At 54.6% G+C, this 20,060-nt stretch carries 19 protein-coding genes and 5 pseudogenes; 15 read left to right on the top strand and 9 right to left on the bottom strand.

The window, feature by feature from the left end; translation table 11 throughout:
* Nucleotides 1–42: 42 nt before the first annotated feature.
* Both C3L37_RS06740 and C3L37_RS06745 read right to left on the bottom strand, forming a co-directional pair.
* Nucleotides 43–534, bottom strand: a complete 492-nt coding sequence (locus C3L37_RS06740) for a redoxin domain-containing protein (protein WP_129113835.1) — start codon at nt 532–534, stop codon at nt 43–45.
* A 72-nt stretch (nt 535–606) separates the two neighbouring features.
* Nucleotides 607–1,575, bottom strand: coding sequence for an LLM class flavin-dependent oxidoreductase (locus tag C3L37_RS06745; RefSeq protein ID WP_129113836.1), 969 nt, complete (start codon nt 1,573–1,575; stop codon nt 607–609).
* Between the two features lie 167 nt (nt 1,576–1,742).
* Between C3L37_RS06745 and C3L37_RS06750 the strand changes: the two genes are divergently transcribed.
* Nucleotides 1,743–2,534: an IclR family transcriptional regulator gene (locus C3L37_RS06750; RefSeq protein ID WP_129113837.1), complete on the top strand. Its 792-nt coding sequence runs from the start codon at nt 1,743–1,745 to the stop codon at nt 2,532–2,534.
* A 472-nt stretch (nt 2,535–3,006) separates the two neighbouring features.
* A pseudogene (locus C3L37_RS25690) lies at nt 3,007–3,092 on the top strand (IS6 family transposase); the annotation flags it as partial.
* 223 nt (nt 3,093–3,315) lie between these two features.
* Here C3L37_RS25690 and C3L37_RS06755 read toward each other — a convergent pair.
* The 3 genes from C3L37_RS06755 to C3L37_RS06765 all read right to left on the bottom strand — a co-directional run bounded on the left by C3L37_RS06755 (nt 3,316) and on the right by C3L37_RS06765 (nt 6,693).
* Nucleotides 3,316–4,080 (bottom strand): IclR family transcriptional regulator, encoded by a 765-nt coding sequence (locus tag C3L37_RS06755; RefSeq protein ID WP_129113838.1) that lies wholly within the window; start codon nt 4,078–4,080, stop codon nt 3,316–3,318.
* Nucleotides 4,081–4,399: 319 nt separating this feature from the next.
* A complete protein-coding gene (gene xacF / locus C3L37_RS06760) occupies nt 4,400–5,848 on the bottom strand; it encodes a 2,5-dioxovalerate dehydrogenase (protein WP_129113839.1) in 1,449 nt (482 codons plus the stop codon).
* Nucleotides 5,849–5,925: 77 nt separating this feature from the next.
* Complete coding sequence (locus C3L37_RS06765; RefSeq protein ID WP_129113840.1) at nt 5,926–6,693, bottom strand: IclR family transcriptional regulator; 768 nt, start codon at nt 6,691–6,693, stop codon at nt 5,926–5,928.
* A gap of 329 nt (nt 6,694–7,022) precedes the next feature.
* Here C3L37_RS06765 and C3L37_RS06770 point away from each other — a divergent pair, with 329 nt between their 5' ends.
* The 5 genes from C3L37_RS06770 to C3L37_RS06790 all read left to right on the top strand — a co-directional run bounded on the left by C3L37_RS06770 (nt 7,023) and on the right by C3L37_RS06790 (nt 12,996).
* On the top strand, nt 7,023–8,135 hold the full coding sequence (locus tag C3L37_RS06770; RefSeq protein ID WP_129113841.1) for an amidohydrolase family protein: 1,113 nt from the start codon (nt 7,023–7,025) through the stop codon (nt 8,133–8,135).
* Nucleotides 8,136–8,137: 2 nt separating this feature from the next.
* On the top strand, nt 8,138–8,656 hold the full coding sequence (locus C3L37_RS06775) for a Rieske (2Fe-2S) protein (RefSeq protein WP_129113842.1): 519 nt from the start codon (nt 8,138–8,140) through the stop codon (nt 8,654–8,656).
* A complete protein-coding gene (locus tag C3L37_RS06780; RefSeq protein WP_129113843.1) occupies nt 8,656–10,290 on the top strand; it encodes a BCCT family transporter in 1,635 nt (544 codons plus the stop codon). The genes C3L37_RS06775 and C3L37_RS06780 overlap by 1 nt, the downstream gene beginning before the upstream one ends.
* 389 nt (nt 10,291–10,679) lie before the next feature.
* Nucleotides 10,680–11,801: a mandelate racemase/muconate lactonizing enzyme family protein gene (locus C3L37_RS06785; protein WP_129113844.1), complete on the top strand. Its 1,122-nt coding sequence runs from the start codon at nt 10,680–10,682 to the stop codon at nt 11,799–11,801.
* Nucleotides 11,802–11,949: 148 nt separating this feature from the next.
* On the top strand, nt 11,950–12,996 hold the full coding sequence (locus tag C3L37_RS06790; RefSeq protein WP_129113845.1) for a zinc-binding dehydrogenase: 1,047 nt from the start codon (nt 11,950–11,952) through the stop codon (nt 12,994–12,996).
* A gap of 163 nt (nt 12,997–13,159) precedes the next feature.
* Here the strand turns inward: C3L37_RS06790 and C3L37_RS06795 are convergent, their stop codons facing one another.
* Nucleotides 13,160–13,606, bottom strand: a complete 447-nt coding sequence (locus C3L37_RS06795) for a universal stress protein (protein WP_129113846.1) — start codon at nt 13,604–13,606, stop codon at nt 13,160–13,162.
* Between the two features lie 61 nt (nt 13,607–13,667).
* Entirely contained in the window at nt 13,668–14,078 is a 411-nt protein-coding gene (locus C3L37_RS06800; RefSeq protein ID WP_129113847.1) for an EamA family transporter, read from the bottom strand.
* A gap of 172 nt (nt 14,079–14,250) precedes the next feature.
* Between C3L37_RS06800 and C3L37_RS06805 the strand changes: the two genes are divergently transcribed.
* The 8 genes and pseudogenes from C3L37_RS06805 to C3L37_RS24770 all read left to right on the top strand — a co-directional run.
* Complete coding sequence (locus C3L37_RS06805; RefSeq protein ID WP_129113848.1) at nt 14,251–15,498, top strand: saccharopine dehydrogenase family protein; 1,248 nt, start codon at nt 14,251–14,253, stop codon at nt 15,496–15,498.
* Nucleotides 15,499–15,781: 283 nt separating this feature from the next.
* Nucleotides 15,782–15,898, top strand: a pseudogene (locus tag C3L37_RS25505) (IS5/IS1182 family transposase); the annotation flags it as partial.
* 341 nt (nt 15,899–16,239) lie between these two features.
* A pseudogene (locus tag C3L37_RS25510) lies at nt 16,240–16,434 on the top strand (helix-turn-helix transcriptional regulator); the annotation flags it as partial.
* 129 nt (nt 16,435–16,563) lie between these two features.
* Nucleotides 16,564–16,893, top strand: a pseudogene (locus C3L37_RS06810) (helix-turn-helix transcriptional regulator); the annotation flags it as partial.
* A 177-nt stretch (nt 16,894–17,070) separates the two neighbouring features.
* Nucleotides 17,071–17,355 (top strand): helix-turn-helix transcriptional regulator, encoded by a 285-nt coding sequence (locus C3L37_RS06815; protein WP_129113849.1) that lies wholly within the window; start codon nt 17,071–17,073, stop codon nt 17,353–17,355.
* Nucleotides 17,356–17,947: 592 nt separating this feature from the next.
* Nucleotides 17,948–18,385: a hypothetical protein gene (locus tag C3L37_RS06820; protein ID WP_129113850.1), complete on the top strand. Its 438-nt coding sequence runs from the start codon at nt 17,948–17,950 to the stop codon at nt 18,383–18,385.
* A 252-nt stretch (nt 18,386–18,637) separates the two neighbouring features.
* The gene (locus C3L37_RS06825; protein ID WP_129113851.1) at nt 18,638–19,333 is read left to right on the top strand and encodes a hypothetical protein; all 696 of its coding nucleotides are present in this window, start codon (nt 18,638–18,640) and stop codon (nt 19,331–19,333) included.
* Nucleotides 19,320–19,511, top strand: a pseudogene (locus tag C3L37_RS24770) (hypothetical protein); the annotation flags it as partial. The gene C3L37_RS06825 and the pseudogene C3L37_RS24770, both read left to right, overlap by 14 nt.
* Here the strand turns inward: C3L37_RS24770 and C3L37_RS24200 are convergent.
* Both C3L37_RS24200 and C3L37_RS06835 read right to left on the bottom strand, forming a co-directional pair.
* Complete coding sequence (locus C3L37_RS24200) at nt 19,490–19,765, bottom strand: hypothetical protein (RefSeq protein ID WP_164974697.1); 276 nt, start codon at nt 19,763–19,765, stop codon at nt 19,490–19,492. The pseudogene C3L37_RS24770 and the gene C3L37_RS24200 overlap by 22 nt on opposite strands.
* A 51-nt stretch (nt 19,766–19,816) precedes the next feature.
* The gene (locus C3L37_RS06835; RefSeq protein WP_129113852.1) at nt 19,817–20,059 is read right to left on the bottom strand and encodes a hypothetical protein; all 243 of its coding nucleotides are present in this window, start codon (nt 20,057–20,059) and stop codon (nt 19,817–19,819) included.
* Between the last annotated feature and the right edge of the window lies 1 nt (nt 20,060).

The raw sequence follows: 20,060 nt of genomic DNA on the forward strand, positions 1-20,060 counted from the left end.
TATATTCTATTGTACTTTTCGGTGAATTCAGCAAACCCACCGTCAAGCAAGCGTTTCAACCTTTTCGCCGATAGTCGCCACCAGTTCTGTGTAGTCTGGGCGCTCATCGTTGCACCGGACCCATCGATATTGAATTGTCCCGTCGGCGATGACGAACACGCTACGTCGTGCGACACCGCGAACACCATACAACTCCTCACGAATAGTTCCGTACGCCTCAATTACATTCTGTTCGAAGTCACTCAAGAGGGCGAAATTCAGCCCCAGCTGCTGGATAAAGATGTTCTGCGCAGGCGGAAGATCTACGCTGATCCCATATACCTTGGCGTTACATTCGTTGAAGCGCCTCATCGAGTCTCTAAATGAGCACAATTCCTCGGTGCAGCCACCAGTGAATGCGGCTGGAAAAAACGCTAAGACGACTATGCCCTCGTCTATCACTTCCGCGAGGTGGAACTCACTCACGTCGTTGTATGCGTTACCGCAAGCCATGGGGACCGTAAAGTCCGGTGGTTCATCGCCTATCTCAAGCATGTGTTGATTCAGGGTTTCAGTCGGTATAAGACCGTGTGCTTCGAGTAGATGTTTCGTTTCGATCCTTGCTGGCTATGAGAACTGGGCGAGGATGTGGTCGTTCCAGAGCTCCAGTTGCCGATCAAGTTCACGAGGTTCATTGGCGGCGGGGTGGAGGATGACCTGATCGGTACCCGCGGCCTCGTACTCACGCAGCCGTTCAACAATCTCGTCGATCGTCCCCATTGGATGGTACTTCTCCGCCCACTCAACGCCGCGTTGAGGCGTCAAGAAATCTGCAAACGCTTTGCGTTGCTTTTCCCGTACTATGTCTCCATCATCTCCAGGCACGACGTGGATGTGTTGGAGAGCAACGCGGTCTGTGGCACTCGGGTTCCCACCATTCTCTGCGATGTATGTGGAGATCTCTGCCCAGTCTTTCTCTACGGAGGCACTTGAGGACGCAACCCAACCGTCAAGGGTGTTGATACGCTCTTTCACCGCCCGTGAAACCTTCCACTCCCCATCACGTTCTCGCCCTCCGCCAGCTGAGAGGATCCGTGGAGACCGCGACGACTTCGGTTCGATGCGGAGATTCTTGACTTGATAGAACTCACCATCAAACGTGACTTCATCCTCGTTCAATAGTCGGTACAACAGCGTGAGTGCCTCAGTAAATCGCCGGTGTCGCTCCTTGTAGGGAACGCCGACCGCGTTGTACTCCTTCTCAATGTACCCTTGACCCAGTCCGAGCGTTAGCCGCTGTTCGGAAAAGTACTGAATCGTGGCGGCGCGTTTGGCAACGAGGACCGGATGACGCATCGGAAGGATGAGAATGCTCGTGCCGAGGTTGATACGCTTTGTCTCTCCTGTGAGCGTCGCGAGCGTCGTAAGTGGATCGTGGAACGATGTCTTGTACGAAGGCGGGCGCGTCAAATGTTCAAGTGCCCACGCTCCGTCGAATCCGTACTCTTCGGCCTTTTTCACAAACCGCACTGCGCGGTCCGGGGGGATGCGGTACTGGTCGGTCGCCTTGGCTGGAATGCCGACTCCCAACTTCATACCTATGTCACTGAAGAGAACCCTCTTAAACTGTCGGATCCCGCCGATTCTCGTCTTGTTGAGTCCTCCTTACAGTCAATGAGAAAGCAACCAGCGCGAAACTCTGTATCTCTATGTTCGACCATGGAAAACTTTATATTTGAACACCCAGACTAGCCCCACGAACAATGATGAAGGATGATGAGCGCTCTCGGACGAATGGAAAAAAGCGAGATACTATCAAATCCGTCGAAACGACGTTCACTATCGTCGAATCACTAAAAGCACGTAACGGTGCTCGGGTAACGCAGATCGCCGCCGATACCGGGCTCTCGAAGGGGACAGTTCACAAGCACCTAACTACTCTTATGCGACTCGGCTTCGTAGCGAAGGAAGGCGATATCTACCGCGTTGGATTCCGTTTCCTTGATCTCGGAGGATTCGTCCGAAGTCAGGTCCCAGCTTACCGTATCATCAAGGAGAAAACACGAGAACTTGCTGAAGAGACGAACGAAATAGCGTTCTTCACCACCGAGGAGAACGGACGGCCCGTTATCCTCTTCCGTGAAGTCGGACAACAGGGTGTTCCCACCCGGTCGCGGGTTGGTCAACGGTTGTATATGCACCAAATCGCCGCGGGAAAAGCGATCCTAGCGGAGTATCCTCACGAGCGTGTACGGGAAATCATTGACCAGCACGGTTTGCCGAAGGCGACCGAGAATACAATCTCCGATGAAGAACGCCTTTTTGAGGAATTAGAAAGAATTCGTGAACAGGGATTCGCCTTGAGCATTGAGGAGGCAACGATTGGCCTCCAAGCTGCCGCTGTAACCGTGTCTGACCCCAAGGGAGACGTGTTGGGTGCCTGTGCGGTTGGTGGCCCCGTTCACAGGATGGATGGTGAATACTTCGAGATCGAAATCCCGGGTTTGCTTCGAAGCATCGCTAACGAACTTGAGCTCAGCATTGCATACGCGTAACTCGCCCAAGTCTCTAATTGCCTAGAAATCTGGAACTCACACTCTCAAACCGAATGCACATGAGTACCGTTTCTGCTTCGTTCGAGCGTTGCCGATACCAACTCATATTACCATTACAGACCTAACTTTGTAATCTCTTGCTGACTAAGCGTTCGATCTAGTGAACGAGTAATGATAACATGATCGAAGCAGGCTCGTGCCTCTCGGTTAGGCTTTTGCTCCAGCGGTAACTTGTAGTAATTCTTAATCCTGATTGAATATTATGAATGTGACGTATTTTCTCTGTCGAGAGGTCTCGGATTCTCACCTTCGTTCTCGCACTCAACAATTCAGTACCTGAAACCCCGTTTACTATTAGTGAACGGGATCCTATCATTTTTTCAAACAAATGTATTACTGTCATGGCTTGAGGGACAATGTCTAGGTAAGGAGTAAGCAGGTCGAAGAGCTAGTTGTTCTGCTGCTTGTAGACATGCTCAAAGAGAGTTTAGAACAGCTTCGCTTGAATGTTGGCAGCGTAAGCAGACGGCGAACGCCCTAACGGGCGTCGCCGTCCGCTCGGTCTCCTAAGATTCTTTTAAATCCGCATCGCAGCTTTCGCTGAGCAAACAAATGAGCATTCGAGCCAATTTACTCAACGACTTGTTCGTTCCTCAAGCTGACTCAACTAAACAGTGGCTTTACCAACCCACTATCGCGTCGGACTACATATCGGAACATAATCCTCCCAAAAATAACTATTTATCTGATAGTCACAATATTGAACTTAATAAAGAATTTTCTAATAGTTTCGAAGGTTCAACTCAATCCGGTTTGAAATCTGTTGTAGAATATTTGGAATTTCTGATGAATATTTTTCATCAACTAATTCAGTAGCAGGACCGGACACACTAATTGCACCGATGACGACCCCACCTTGGTCGAGGATTGGGACTCCGACACACCGCAATCCTTTACCGTACTCTTCGTCGTCAAATGCGACGCCGCGCTCGCGGATCTGCTGTAATTCAGCGAAAAGCTCCTCCCTATCGGTAATAGTATTTTCAGACAACCCCGGAAGACCATGCATTTTGAGAATCGACTCAACTCGTTCCGTGGACAGCTGTGCAAGTATTGCCTTTCCAGTTGCAGTGCAGTGGAGTTCGTGTACTTCTCCCGCTCTCGTCGAAAGTTGAACCCCGTCATCAACTCTCGTTCGATACAGATAGACTCCACGACCATGCTCTTCAACGGCAATGTTCCCAAGGAGTTGGGTTTCCTGCGATAGCGCATCAACGTGCTGCCGCGCGACGTCATAAATCTCGGTGTCCATTCGAACACTCTCACCGAGTTCTAAAAAGCGTAGACTGAGTTTATAGCCCCGATCGCCTTTGACAACGTATCCATGTTGACGAAGTGTGCTGAGGTGGTTGTGGACGGTGCTCTTTGAGACGCCTACTTTCTTAGCCAAATCCCCAATACTCGGCTCGGTCGCCGTCTCGAGTGCTTCAAGTATCGAAAGCAATGTTTCGTCTGACTGTATCGGCCGGGTCGCTTTTTGGGTCATATTGTCTTTTTCGTGGTCGGACCCAATAGAGCGTTACTCAACCGGCAATCGTTCGATGCCGTAGAACGCTCAGTGGACTCCCGAACTCAGGGTACCAATCGCTAATCTTGCATGTCTATAAGACCACTCTACTCAGAGCCCATACGATGGTTACATCTATAGTACTGTAACGGCGTGAGGTTTCACCGAAGTTGACGTAGAAATGTAAGCCGTTCGTTGTCGTAGAACGAGAGCTGGAGTAATGCGTACGTGCCAAAAGTGATGTCTCAGTTCGTCAAGAAAATGGAAGAAGATGGAGGCGCTACCCCTGAATAGAGCGCTAGTAGTTGAGATACACTGTCTTCGTGGTAGTGAAGAAATCCATCCCTGCGTCGCCCTGTTCACGATACGTCTCACTCGAAGACGCTTTCATCCCGCCGAAGGGAACGTGGAGTTCGAGCCCAGTTGTCTTCTCGTTGACTTTGACGACACCTGCTTCGACATCGTCGACGAACCGGTGAGCCTCCCCGAGTTCCTCAGTAACAATGCTCGCAGCCAGGCCAAATTTCGTATCGTTCGCAACGGCGACACCCTCATCATACGAACTCACGGGGATAACGGCCACGACTGGTCCGAAAATTTCCTCCTGGGCGATGCGCATCTCCGAGGAAACGTCCGAGAAGACGGTCGGTTCGACGTAGAACCCCGACTTGTGGCGTTCGTCCTGCGGCACGGATCCGCCAACCTCAAGTGTCGCACCCTCGGACTGACCGACGTCGATGTACTCGAGCGTCCCGTTCAGTTCGTCCTGACTGATGTGTGGCCCCATATCGTATCCATCGAGTGCTGGGCCGATACTGATGTTCTCCGCGTGTTCGACCAGCGCCTCGACGAATGTTTCGTAGATATCATCGTGAACGATAGCTCGCGATGTCGCGGTGCAGGCCTGTCCAGTGACTCCGAACGCGCCATCAGAGACGATTTCGGCCGCGGTATTGACGTCCGCACTCGGCATTACGAGAGTCGGGTTCTTCCCACCCATCTCAAGTTGAACGCGCTTCCCACCAGCCGCCGCTGTCTCGCCGACCAACTGCCCAACGGACGTGCTCCCCGTGAACGAAATGGCGTCGACGTCCTCGCTCGTTGTGAGGGTCTGGCCGACCTCGCTTCCGGGGCCGGTGATAACGTTGAGAACGCCGTCAGGGAGACCCGCTTCGTCGAGACACTTCGCGATAAGGGACGCAACAATTGGTGCCTGCGATGCAGGCTTTAGAACGACGGTATTACCAGTTGCAAGCGCGGGCGCGAGTTTCCACGTCGGAATTGCAATCGGATAGTTCCACGGTGTGATGAGCCCGACGGTCCCAAGCGGTTCGGTCTTCGTCTGGAGGCGGGTATCTCGGGAACTCGACGATTTGACCTCACCGCCGAGGTCGTTGGCCTTCTCACCGTAATAGTAGAGGATATCGACTGCCCGAGCGACTTCACCGGACGCCTCCGGGAGTGCCTTCCCCTCCTCGCGAGAGAGCGTTTCAGCGAGTTCGTTGGCTTGACCTCCAAGCAGGGACGCAGCACGGCGAAGAATCGAGCCGCGCTCCGGTGCTGGCGTTTGCTCCCATTTCGGTTGTGCTTCGACTGCGGCTTCGATAGCGCGCTTTGTGTCGGCAGCAGTTGACTGGGGGAAGGTCCCGACCACGTCGCTCGGGTTTGCTGGGTTGTGTACCTTGAACCGCTCGCCTGATTCTGAGTCCATCCACTGACCGTTACAGTAGTTCTCGTAGGCTGGCATCAAAACGAACAATCTGAGTTCGAACACTAATAGTTACTGGTGAAGACAACATCTGCAGGAAGCGCGGCAGGAGTATTTTAGCGAGCGTTGTAGTTGAGCTCGATGATGTTTACAGACGAGAGTAACTTGTCTCGGAGTTCTGCCTCCACTTTCGGCTCCTCTAACCGATGCGCGGGCCCCGACACACTCAATCCGCCGAGTACCCGTCCGTTATCGTCCAGTATCGGGGCTGAGATGGTCTGCATCCCGGTATTGTACTCACCGCGTTCGAAGCTGACACCACTTTCGCGGACCTCTTCGAGCTCCTGTGAGAGTTCTTCTCTGTCAGTAATGGTATTGTCGGTACGTGCAGGAAGCCCGTGCGTGTCGAGAATATCTTCGACTCGTTCGTCAGAGTAGTTCGCCAGCATCGCTTTGCCAGCACCTGAGCAGTGCATATGAAAGTACGACCCCGGACTCCAGTCGTACTTGATACTCTCGTTACTCTGCACAGCGTCGAGGGCGACGCACCTTCCGTTTTCCTCGACGCAAAGCGTCACACTCTCACTACTCGACTCTTCGGCCAGTTTCTGGATCTCCGGACGCGCGACTTGATAGAGCGGAATGCGGTCACGAACTCTGCCGCCAAGTTCGAGATAGCGGAGCCCCAGTTCGTACTTGCCGTTCGTCCGGACGATGTACCCCAGCTGGGCGAGTGTACTCAGGTAGTCGTGAACTACACTCTGTGGGCGGTCGATTTGCTCGGCAATCTCGGTCACGCCCGCTGTTCCGATAGTGTCTAGCGCACTGACGATTTCGTCCATCGTCAATAACGCTTTCACGGGCCTGTTTGCGTCGTCGGTCATGAAGGTACCCATGCGATGATGTCACAAAAATCATTCGGAATTATCGAATTCGTAGATTCTCGATTTCCACACTACACGGGGGTTGGCCGAGTTTCGAACTTTCATATTGCCTGAATCGGGCATACTTCGGGGCTCTCTGTCGAATATCGATTATCCTCAGTGTCGATTCGGCTATCGTGAATTACGTAGCTATGATTTAAGTATGGATCGAGGATTCAGCGATTCTCGAACCGACCGAATTCTCGGTCAGTATCTCCTCTCCCCACAGAAATCGAAATCGAGCTATGCCAAGATTTATATGGAAGATCATGTAATAGGGGAACGGAACCATGGGAAAGAGTAACCTAGGGGAGATTGTCCATCCAGACTCGGGTACTGAGATGATGCTAGTCGATGCAGATATCCATCAACGGTGGGCCGACGACGAAGCTATCGTCAAATATCTTCCCAAACGGTATCAGGACGACGGAATCGTCGCTCCGGAACTACTCTACCGGAATCCAGGGGGATTTTTAAAACAGGATGAAATACCGGAAGATGGTGGAAAACCGGGGTCTGACATCGAGAAAATTGTTGAGGATCACCTCGACAAGCACGGTATTGACTACGGGATTTTCACCGGTAACTCGTGGTTCAACCTCGCAGCACTCCCAAACCGTGACTATGCCAACGAACTAGCACGGGCATACAACGAATGGTTGATCGAAGAATGTCTCACGGTTGATGAACGGTTCCTCGGCTCGATGTACGTGGCCCCGAAGGCGCCAGAGAAAGGCGCCAAGTTAATCAGAGAGTACGGGTCTCATCCACAAATTCGTCAGGTGATGCTCCCGGGTGGTGCAGAAGTTCCATACGGTCGGCCACAGTACTGGCCGCTGTACGAGGCCGCAGAAGAGATGAACCTCGCGATTGCTGTCCATCCCTTCTCCGAAGGCCACGGGACGAGTAACGCACCAACCGGTGCAGGCCACCCGAATTCGTATATCGAGTGGCATACACTTCTCGGGGCGTACTACATGGGCCAGCTCGCGAGCGTCGTCACTGAAGGTGTGTTCGTCGAGTATCCCGACCTCCGCTTTGCGTTCATCGAGGGCGGTTACGGGTGGCTTCCGCACTTTATGTGGCGTCTCGATAAGAACTGGAAAGGCCTCCGCTCACAAGCCCCCTGGTTAGAAGAGAGACCGAGCCACTACATCCGCAAGAACGTCTGGTTCGCGACTCAACCTATCGAGGAGCCCGAAAAGCCAGAGTACCACGACCAGATCCTCGAGATGATGCACGCGGACGAAACTCTCATCTTCGCGAGCGATTACCCCCACTGGGACGGCGATGACCCGATGTGGGGGCTCCCGCCCATGGATGAGGAGATGGAACGCGCCATCAAATACGAGAACGCGATGGAACTTTGGGACCTTCCCGCCGACCCCTCAGAGCTGAACTAACGATGACGAAAAAGCGCTTCGAACTCTGTCCGGCAGACGAACTACCGCCCGGCGACCGTCGTATCGAAACCCTCGATGGGTTCTCGGTTGGCGTATTCAACGTCGATGGCGAGTACTATGCGATGAAGAACGACTGTCCTCACCAGCGTGCTCCTCTCTGTGAGGGGAAGCTAACAGGAACGAACAGGTCTGACACCGCCGGCGAGTACAACTGGGAACGTGACGGGCAAATCGTCACCTGCCCGTGGCACGGCTGGGAGTTCGACGTGACTACCGGTGAGTCCGTGTTCAACCCCCACCGCGTGAAGGCCAAAACGTTCGAGGCAACAGTCGAAACATCCGAGGAGGATACTGGATATAGTGCAACCTCGACCAACGGGAGCGTGTCCGACAGCAAGGCTGATATGGTTTCCGATGGGGGGAGCTGTGACGGATGCGGTCACCATATCGAAGGGTCGGAACCTCCCGTCGAAACGTATGACGTCGAAGTCGAACAGGGTACCGTGGTGGTGTACGTCTGATGTCGAGAGAGAATCGCTCACTCATCAGTACGTTCCGTGAGGAGACAGATGGCATCGTCTTCGGCATTGGTGCCCTGTTGACCATCCTCGCAATCGGTGCAATCGCAATTCGTCCGACGGCGACTGGAGACGTACTTACCGCCGCCAACACGTTCCTGTGGAAGGAAGTTGGCTGGCTGTACCTCTGGGCGATGTTCCTCGCTGTTGCGTTCTGCCTGTGGCTCATGATCGGGCCGTGGGGGAAAATAAAGCTGGGAGGCCCCGACGAGAACCCCGAGTTCACGTTCTACCAATTCTTCGCGATGCTGTTCTCTGCGGGGCTATCGACCGGTCTCGTGTTCTATGGGCCCGCGGAGGCGCTCTTCCACTACGCTTCGGGCCCACCGTTCCTGTCGGCAAGTGCGGAGAGCGGTGCGATAATCCCCGGCGCGGTCCAGTACACTCTGCTCCACTGGGGTATCTCCCCGTGGTCTGCGTATCTTACGATCGGTGTTACTATCGCGTACTACGTCCACCGCCGCGACGCCCCGATCAAACCCTCAACCATCTTCGCACCCTTCATTGGCGTCAGTAATCTCGACAAAGACTGGGTGAAGTTCCTCGACATCGGCATTGTTGTCGTGAGTGTCGGCGGCGTCGCCGTGTCGCTCGGGTTCGTCGTCACGCAGTTCATGACCGGACTATCGTACAACTGGGGATTACAGTTTGGTGACCTCGGAACTATTCTCATCACGGTCGGGCTGACCGTCGGCTTCACCGCCTCGGCAGCCCTCGGGGTCAAGAAAGGCATTCGTCGCGTGTCGTCGTTTAATATGTACCTGTTCGCGGCTCTGCTTGCGGTCGCGTTCATTTTCGGTCCCACCGCGTTCCTGCTTAACCTTGGGTCGGAAGCGTTCGGCGGCTACGTCACCGAGTTTATTGAAATGAGCCTCTATTCGAACGTCGAAAACGGCTCAGAGTGGGTCGGTGCGTGGACCGTGTTCTACTGGGCGTGGTGGTTCTCGTTCGCTCCCATGATCGGTATCTTCATCGCCCGTATCTGCCGCGGACGGACGATCAGACAGGTCGTGTTTGCCGGCATAGTCGGGACGAGTGCAGCGTCCTTCCCGTGGTTCGTCGTCATGGGGGGCTCGTCGCTGTGGGCACAAAACAGTGGGCAAGTGAACATTCTAGGAGTCGTCTCGGAGTACGGCATCGAAGTTGCAGGGTTTCCTCTGTTCGAACACATAATGCCGTTCGGGCAGGTGTTCTCCGCGCTGTACCTGCTGTTGGTGCTTACGTTCCTCATCACCACTGTGGACTCGACGACGCTCAGCCTCGCGATGTTCACCACGGGCGGTGACTCGAACCCACCGACTGCGAACCGAATCGCGTGGGGTATGCTCGTCGGCCTTCTCACGTCTGTTCTCCTCATTACGGGAGGTCTCGCCGCACTGAAAGACCTCGTGGTCCTGGTGGGCCTTCCCATCGCAATTGTGGTGGGGTGCTGTATCGTCGGACTCACGATGGAGTTGGAACAGCAAAACCCTGTTCTCTTCACAGAGCGATACGGCTCAGACACGGGTGAACAGCCTGAAAGCGTCAGCCTCGTCGACTACCTGTCGACGCGACGATCCGAGAGTTCGAGCGATTGAATGCTCACCTTCGTATCGCACTTGTTATTGGCCCTCTTCGATGGAAAATTCGAGCGATGCCGATTGGGTCGAATCAGCAGAGTCGTGCTCGGTTGAGCTACGACACACCGGATGTCGACAGCGAATCCGATGCTAACGGCCTTCGTTGAGGGCAAATTAGCACGAAACCGTGCCGTCTCCAAAGATTATATACCGTTTTGCATGAACATTATATGTGAACCGCTGACAGCCAACTGGATCCGTGATGTGAGCGTCCCTCACGTGCTGACAGATGTTCAGATGCTCACGAAGAGTATACTAATGTCGGTGATAGCCACCACTACGAATTCGATGAATAGACGAAGCGTTCACCAGAACAACCAGCACAGGTCTCAAACAGGAGGTCGAGTATGCAAATAGAATCGATTGATGTTTACCAAGTTGATCTTCCCTACTCGGGTGGCGTCTACCACCTTTCCGGCGGCCGAACCTACTCGGAGTTCGATGCGACCGTTGTCCGACTCGTCACCGACGACGGCTTGGAAGGGTGGGGAGAATCGACTCCGTTTGGGCCGAACTACATCGCCGCCCACGCACGCGGCGTCCGGGCTGGCATCGAAGAGATGGCAGACTCATTGCTTGGGTGTGACCCACGTCACGTTGACCGAGTGAACGAGACGATGGACCGGTCGTTAGTGGGCCACAACCATGCAAAGACTGCTATCGACGTGGCGTGTTGGGACCTGTTCGGAAAAGCGGTCGATATGCCGGTATGTGACCTTCTGGGTGGCAGTACGAACGCGAGTATGAACCTTATTTCCTCTATTCACGCTGGCGACCCGGAAGACATGCGTCAGAGAGTCGCCGAATACCGCGACAGAGGGTACAAGGGCCACTCGGTCAAGATTGGTGCACCGCAATCGGAAGGTGGTCCCAGTCTGGATGCAACTCGGATCGAGCAAGCGCTGGCGGACGCCGAGAATGACGAGTTCTACATCGTTGACGGCAACGGCGGATTGGCAGCCGAACATATGCTACGCGTACTCAATCTCGTACCTTCAGGCCTTGACTTCGTACTGGAGAATCCCTGTGAGACGTGGCGAGAAAACCTCTCTCTACGGCGTCGAAGTAACATTCCGATGTTCTTCGACGAACTGGCGGACGGCGACGAGGCGATTATACGGGCGATCGCGGATGACGCGGTCGACGGTATCGGGCTGAAAATATCGACGAGTGGCGGGTTGACGCGAGGTCGCCGACACCGCGATATGTGTCTCGCCGCCGGTCTCCCAGTCAGTGTCCAGGCAACGACGGGCTCAGAAATAGCGTTCGCTGCGCTCGCCCATTTGGGTCAGACTGTGCCGCCGGATATGCTGCGGTGCGTTCTCGATTCGAGTGACATGGTGACTACCCAAATCGCTGAGTTCGATGCCAACGTATCTAACGGCGAAGCGACGGTGTCCGAGACGCCCGGCTTAGGGATACAAGTCGACCGGAGTGTCCTCGGTGAGCCGACGGCTTCGTACTCATAGATTATCGTAGGCGATCGAATTGTGATTCGAGAAAATAGTTTTTCCGAATAATCTTCGGTGATTTGTCCCCAGATCGTTCTAGGTTAGAAGCTCCCAAATTACCGACTCACATAAGAATTATTGCGCCGGAGCGAATGTCGTGAAGCGTATGGTATCAGAGACCATGGCAGCAGTATTACTCACCGGACACGGTGGGCTAGACAAGTTGGAGTATCAACAAAACGTTCCAGTACCCCGAATTGGAGCCGACGACGTTCTAGTTAAGGTTGAAGCATGTGGGCTAAATAACACGGACATCTGGACACGAGAGGCGGCATACGGGGAGAATGATGCTGGCTGGAAAGGGTATCTCGACTTTCCAATCATTCAGGGTGCAGATATCGCAGGGGAAATCGTTGATATCGGACCAAACGTCTCAGAAGACCGAATCGGAGAGAAAGTTCTCGTCGATAACGCTCTCTACGCCGATGCCGCGGACGAGTTCCAAGCTCTCGTGAACGCAGACCTCATCGGGAGCGAGCGGAATGGTGGATACGCGGAATATGCGGCTGTTCCTGCTGAAAACGCACACCAAATCGACAGCTCTTTCTCCGCTACTGAACTCGCAACCTTTCCGACAGCGTACGTGACCGCTGAGCGGATGTTGAATCGCGCGAACGTCGGCGCTGGCGACGACGTCTTCGTCACCGGCGCCTCCGGAGGAGTTGGTACTGGACTCATCCAACTCGCACGGCGGCGCGGTGCACATGTGCTCGGACTAACTAGCAGCGAGAAAGCGGACTCGGTTCGTGAGTTAGGGGCAGACGAGGTCGTCGCACGTGACGAAGAAACTGTTCCAACAGTGATAGAAAACTGGACAGGTGACGGGCGAGTTGACGTCGTGGCCGACGTTGTCGGTGGTGAGCTATTCCAAGAGTTTGTCGAGACGCTTCGACCGGGTGGCCGACTGGTGACTGCTGGTGCCGTCGCCGGCCCAGTCACTGAAATAGACCTTCGAACGGTGTACCTGAAGCAAGTCCATATCGTTGGGTCGACCATGGGGACACGGAGTGAGTTCCAAGACCTAGTTCGCTACATCGAAGACGGGGACATCGAACCACTACTAGCTGAGACGTACCCTCTCCCCGAGATTCACGAGGCACAGCGTCACTTCTGCCGAAACGACTACGCTGGGAACATCGTCGTAGAGCCGTAAACGGATACTCGTACCCTAGTCGACCGAGCAGCTGCATTGCATAGACTAGGCACCGGTCTCCGGTCGAGTACAATCTTGGCCGATTTTCAGCTAAGTCAAAAATAATCACATCGATCCGCTCACGGCGAGTTTCACGGGGATTCGGTCAGCACCTCGGCTCGTATCAGCGGTTTGGGATTGGGACGTTGAGCACAGGCACTGACGCAGTGAGTATTACTCGCTGTGTAACGCTCCCAAACAGTGCTTTTCCGGTCGGCGTCCGGCGACGGCCACCGACGACAATGTACCGGGCTGTGACCTCTTCTGCGTACGACCGGATCTCTTCTGCGGGATCGCCAACCCGGACGATGGTCTCGATATCTTTGTGGTCGTGAACAGTGCCTTCGGTAGCTATTGCTTTCATGACGATTCTCTCTCCGGTGTACTTTACCTCATAATTCTCGGTGACTGCTTGTCCTTCGACCTCCTTTTCGAGGACGTTTACCAGGTCAGCGCGGCGGAGGACGTAAATCGCATGGAGTGGTTCGCTGAGATCCGATGCGAGTGAAGAAGCGTGTGCTAACACCGTCGACGCTCTCTCCGAGTCGTCAACCGCGGCCACGACTGTCATACAATCGTATGGGGAATCGGGACGTCAAATTTCCTCGGAAGGCGGTGTCAGTGGCCGCGACTCACTGAGCGAGAAGAACTACCGCCCCGACCGCCAGCGCGATTCCTACAATCTTGGTCTGACCAAGCGGCTCGTCGAGGAAGACGACCGCGAGAAGCGTGGTCCCAAGGAGATACAGCCCACTGATGCTCGTCGCGACGGCTACCGACCCCTGACTGAGGGCAATGTAGTACGTAATCGTCCCTAACCCGAGTAAGAGACCGCCGGCGAGTGCGAGTCCGATTCCTCTGGTGGAAATAACGACTGGGCCGTCTTGCCAGAGAAGATACCCGGTCGCGGCGGTGAGTCCGGCGACGTACGTGTAGATGACGGCCTGTTCTGCTGGCAGGGTTCGTGTCGCAAGTTTGGCGAAGAATGCCCATCCAGCATACAGTGCCATCGCTGCGAACGCAAAGAGCGCTATTTTCGACATGGTGTATGTATATCCACTACGTCACTGAGGGACACTATAGCCTCTTTGGAACCTTCCATCGTGTCGCCGAAAACGTGCACTTTGACGGATAAACTCCCGAAAAGCAGGCGATGGATGGTACGGTGACATCCCATAGTATTAAGACGGTCAATCATGTGTATCCATTCGTATCATGAGCGGCAAGACCGTTGTCCTCGGTGGGTCAGGAGCAATGACCTCGGCCTGTGTGTACGACCTGTACCAGACAAGCGACTTCGACGAAATCGTCGTCGCGGACGCTGATGAGAAGAACTCTCGTCGGCTCGTCGAACTGATCGATGATGATCGTGTGACGTTCGAGCCTGTCGATGCAACCAGTACGGAAGACATCGTGCGCGCGCTCAACGGCGCAACGTACGTGGTAAACGGACTTCCGTACCAGTTCGAAGAGAACGTCCTCGACGCCATCGTCGAGGTTGGGGACCTCCTCGGCGTCGACCTGAACGCCTTCGACTTCGACGAAGTGCTCAGTCGATCCGACGAGTTTGCGGAGTCAGGATGCTCGCTGTGGTTCGCTAACGGTGGTCTCGTCAGTACCATCGCGCTCGGAATGGTCGGGTGCGAAGAGTTTGAGGAAGTCGAGGACGTAAACTTCTACTGGGGTATGTGGCGGTTGCTCACCCAGACGACGGCCGGCCTCACCGATACCGTCACCTACGAACACGATCCGAACGTCGACGAACGCGCTCGCTGGGAGGACGGCGAAGTCATTAATGACCTGCCTCCATTTTCGCAAAAGCGGATCTTCGAGTTCCCCGAGCCGATTGGCGAGCAGGAGACATACGTCATCTCTCATCCCGAACCAATCACGTTCCCGAAGGCTCCTATCGCACAGGAAAAGAACGTCGATCGTATTATCACCCGTGGTGTCTGGCACGATGAGTGGACCGAATATGAGCGGACGCTCCATGCGATGGATGCGTTCGACGCGGACTCACTCGATATCGAGGGCGGAACAGTCGACCCACTCGAAGTTGCTCAGACGCAAGTCAAGCGTGCCGGTGACGAACGAGACGCCGAGTGGCGTTCGCCTGAGAAATTGTCGAGTGAGACGGAGTGGACCCCACAAACGGTTCTCTCGTCGGAAGTCACCGGGACGAACGCCGGTGAAACTGGGACTGCCATCTTCCACTTCACTCAGCCGTTTCCCTTCTTTGACGGCAATGACATTTCAATGATGCGTGAGTACGGTTGTTATGTCGGTGTCCCACTCTCGGTGACGTTACAGCTCATGGCAGACGGTGCCGTCAACAAGGACGGAATCTTCGTAACGGAGACCAGCGAGTTCGATGTTCAACGATACTTCGAAGAGATGGAAGCACGAGGCTTCGAACTCATTGAAGAACAAACACCAACTCAGCTAACCTCCACGCCGAGGTGAGGAGATGGAAATCTACTGCAATTCCGTTTCTCTGGAATGGTGAATCATGGGTAACTGAAGGAGAAAGTGGAGTGACAAACGGTGGTGGTAGTAGCAAGTGATTCATAACAACCACATCGATAGGAGAACCCGTTCCTCACTTACCAGCCGAAAGAAATCTTTGTCCGGATAGTCAAGCCGAACCTCTATGAAGGAAATATTCACACGAACTGCAGATGAACTCTCTATCATGATATTCTTCTAAAGCAATGAGGCTCTCATCGCACTTAGTGCATCGCATGTAAGCCTATGCGAGGTGTTTGACTGCCTGGATATGGCTGTCTGGTGAGTGCTTCTTAATCTCTTCGTGTCCTCCCCTCCGACGAACGGTGTCGTCGACATTGACGCGTCGGGCTTCAACTAGGGTCATGTATCAAAGCACTACACGAAGAAAATCAAGAGTAGGAGGTATTCATGTGGTTAGCGTCCTGCACCTGCCCGACGAGGTTCATCACGTCCTCTCTCGCAGATGCCGCCCCTGGCTTTCCCGACAACCGGTGCGAGGAGGATGCGAATCTGTGCTTTGCAGCTGGTACCTCTATCGAACACAATCTGGTATACTAGTAGGTGGTAGTACCACTCTCCTTTGGCTGATTCCTGCTTGACGAATAAAAGTAATTGAATAAATCTCTTCACCGCTCTCGGATTTCGCAGGATGGGTCTCTCCGTTTTCAGGACGGAGCGTCTCATCGATGAGAATTTGTGTGGCAAACACCTAGTGAATCCTACACTGAGAATGAGCACGAATGCGGATTTATCCCTGACCGAAAAGCAAGCGTACGACTGATTGTTGCCGAAGGCGGTCTCCTCCAAAGCCAGTTGTGGAAAGAGCTCGACGTGTCGAGCCGCACAGGCAGCCGCATTGCGACAGCTCTTGAAGAGAAAGGACTCCTCTCACGAGAACAAACGACCAAGAAGGGCCAACGGACCTACCTGCTGGAGCCGACGAACGGGCACGCGACAACGCCTTCGGAGACAGCAAGCGAATACGCAGAGGAAGAAGTCAAGGACGGTCCGGACACTGCCCTCACTGCTCGTGAAACGCGTGCGTTAGCACTCATTCGCGAGCGAGGAGGACTCTACCAGAGTGAGTTCTGGAAGGAACTAGGGGTGAATAGTCGGACAGGAAGCCGTCTGGCGACCGGTCACGAAGCAAAGGAGTTGATTCGCCGAGAAGAAACCACGTATAATGGCCAGCGAACCTACTTGCTCCTTCCAGCGAAGAAGGAGCTTGACTTCTCGGTACTGATGGCTGGGGACATGTTCTCGCCGCTAGTCGGCACCGAGGAGATAGATCCAATCACTTCTGATGCGTTTACTCAGTGGATTTTACAACTCGCACAGGAAGAGACCTAACTGCTCAGCTACGAAGGGCCAGACATCTCCCCGACTGGTGATTATCACTGAGAATCGATCAAGAGAGGCACTTGACTGAGCTACCCGACCAACGAACATTGGGTCCAAGTCGTAGGCTGATGTCACACGGTGATATGAGTGAATAACAAGTATTGTTGTCTATCTAACCTCTTTTCAATGGTTGAGTTGAGTGGGTTCCAACGAGACCTCTTGGTCGTCATCGTCGGTCTCGACCAACCATCAGGCCAAGACGTCAAAGAGGAGCTTGAACAAGTGTACGATAGGGAGATCAACCACGGGCGGTTGTACCCGAAGTTAGATACGCTCGTCCAGAAGGACTACGTCGAAAAGGGGACGCTTGACCCGCTGACAAACTCCTATGAGATCACTGAGCAGGGCCAAGACGCGATGGATGAGTGGATTGAATGGAGTCAGAACGAGATGCCACAGCTCTCTCAGTAAAACCCTCAACTATCTGATTCTGCGTTCCGTGAATGCGGGGGATTGAATCTCTTTATACGAGTGACCAGCAAGATGGTAAACGTCTGGGTCGAATAGTAACTGAAATCGAGGATTCTTCCGCTACTTGGATTCCGTTGTCGACCTCCTAATATGCGGACTCAGCGTTTCATCGAGTAGAAATCTAATTCGCTAAAACTGAAGCGAGGTGCCTACTTTGCCGTTGGGAGGTGGTCTTATCGAGCCCGGAGCTCGAGCCAGCCAGCGCCAATCGCAAGCGCAACAACTCCGAACCAGACCAGAAGTAGCCGGTGAAGAGAGTTGTGGATTCCCGACGACCACTACGTAGCCAGTGAGTGTGAGTGGGGCGACGAGAGCACCGACCACGGCTGCACGCCGAGATATACTCGTTTAGATGATGATCCATCCTAAATATCTAGGCACCAATACGCTACGAGAGCCCCCAGAGGACATCTCCTACCTTCTCGGATGGACTACCGAGTCAAGTGCTCTCCGGAAGGAGCAGCGCTTCGGCTTCTAGCCTCGAGTGGATTCGAGACAAAGCATTTACCGAAAGCGCGATAGGTGGGGGTAGATGTCGTTCACGTCCACGTGGTGTCGAAATCTCTGCGTTGGGAAGAACAGAAAGCTCCTCGGCGCGGCACTGATCGGAGCTCTTGGAGGGCTGATCGTGACGTCTAATCCGATCATTGCGTATGATCTACCACTGTTTGGCCTTGTTCTCGCGCTGGCTTTTGGCGGTGCTGTTTTCTTTTCGTATTCAGGGGGCGGCCTCCTCGAAGCAGTCACTCTCTTGTTTGGCCCAGCAGTTGGGTTCTATGCGTACAATTGTTCTGGGGGATGGGGCGGTGACGTGTATCTCCTTCCGTTCCCGGAACTGCTTTTTATATGTCCTGTCGCCTATGCTCCCCCACCAGCGCTTGATATCGTCGCAAGTATCTCCATTGGAATCGCACTCCCACTCGGTGCTGTAGCGGTTGGTTGTGGACGGTACCTCCAGAAACGACACTAGGGGTGCAGAGGTAAGTCCTATCCTTTGGAGCTGCGATATAACAGTCAGAAGCCCCGCTTGCGGTTCATTTCAGCTTGATCAGCCCATTACGTTTGGACTCCCTATGGTGGATTTCGGAAACCATTTCGGAAACCGACAGAAAGTGCAAAAAATCGCCTGACTGGGCGACGAAGTCCCATCGCCGAGACGGATTTCGGAAGCATTGGAACTGACACGCTGAGGCTTATTCCACACTCCGTTGTGGTCTCGACCATGCAATCGACGACTGATCCCCCGCCAATCCCCGAATTACCGGCACTTGAACCCGGTCTCCAACTCCTCGAAACCCCAGAACAGCTACTTGGACCGCTACACGCACTCGTCGTCGATCATGTCTCACTCAACAGCGGGCCGGCCTATTGGGTGGACACCCATGGCCACGCCCGAACCAATCCGCTCGCCCAACTCGCTCTTGATCGCCGTGTGCGTGAGCGGATTCAGGTCGCGCGCGCCTTTACACCGTTCCAACACACTGCCCTCGTAGAGACCCTTACCGCAACGGTCGATTCCAACACGTCGCTCCTCGTTCTGCCGGCGTTGGATGGCATATATCGGCACGATTCACTGCGAGCCACCGAGGGAACAGAGATGCTTGTGCGTGCGCTCGCCATGCTCGCTGGCGTTGCTCGCAAGTATGATCTTCCGATACTCGTCACTCGGAGTCAAAAAGACGAATTTTCAGAGCCGATCAAGACAGCAGCCACGGAGATCATCGAATGCGAACAAACGCAATTTGGCCCACGGTTCGTCGCGGACTCGTTCGAAACGCTCGTCTATCCGGTTGGTGGCGGCCACCTCCAGACGACGCTTGCATTCTGGGAGCGCATCCTCCAAGCGAGACAGCCGTTGTACGAAACGGCGCAGACTGGACCGCAGACGCCGGGAGTGATCGCGAATGGGTCGAACTAACCCGACGTACCGGGATACCATTCGCTCCCTTGAACACGAGTGGGCAGCATATCGACGCGGACTCCGTCGCGAAGACCAACAGCGATTCGACCAGTTATTCGAGCACATCCGGGCACACGCAGACGCCAGTGGCTATCTGAACCACACGAATCCGTTCTATCCAGCGATGATGTCGATCGGCTCCTTCCCGGAGTTGTCGGCGCCTTCCTCGACGATGTTTACGTGCGTGCTGAATGCGCTGGCGTACTGGCGTGGGTCGAGCGCCCACGCGGCTTGTTGCTGTTGGGTCGGTGCGTCGGTGTCTCCCGGTGAGGGACCGGCGAGACTGCCACCGCCCCCGCTGCCGGTACACCCGGCGAGGGAGAGTGTCGCGGCGGCACCGAGGCCGCGAAGGACGGTCCGGCGGCTCGGCGTGCGTGCGTGGTCGGTCATGGCTCGTTCTGCGGAAATGTGGTGTTTGGTTCGCTGACGGTACCGGGGGGATTAGTAGGCGATCGCGACGCCGGCGCCCCAGAGGGCGATTCCGGCGCCGAGGACGTCCATGAGAAACCCTCGAACCCCGCCGTTGTTCTGTGCGGTTCGGGTGAGCAGGATCGCGCCGCCGAGGAGCAAAAACGGCGTGGCGTACCAATCGCCGTCGCCAATCACGAGGATCCCCGCGACGATGGCCACGACACCGAATATCTGCGAGAGCCGCGCGTTCGTTCGGCGGAAGTAGACAGCCATC

This window comes from Halegenticoccus tardaugens (assembly GCF_004116405.1).
GTDB classification, from domain to species: domain Archaea; phylum Halobacteriota; class Halobacteria; order Halobacteriales; family Haloferacaceae; genus Halegenticoccus; species Halegenticoccus tardaugens.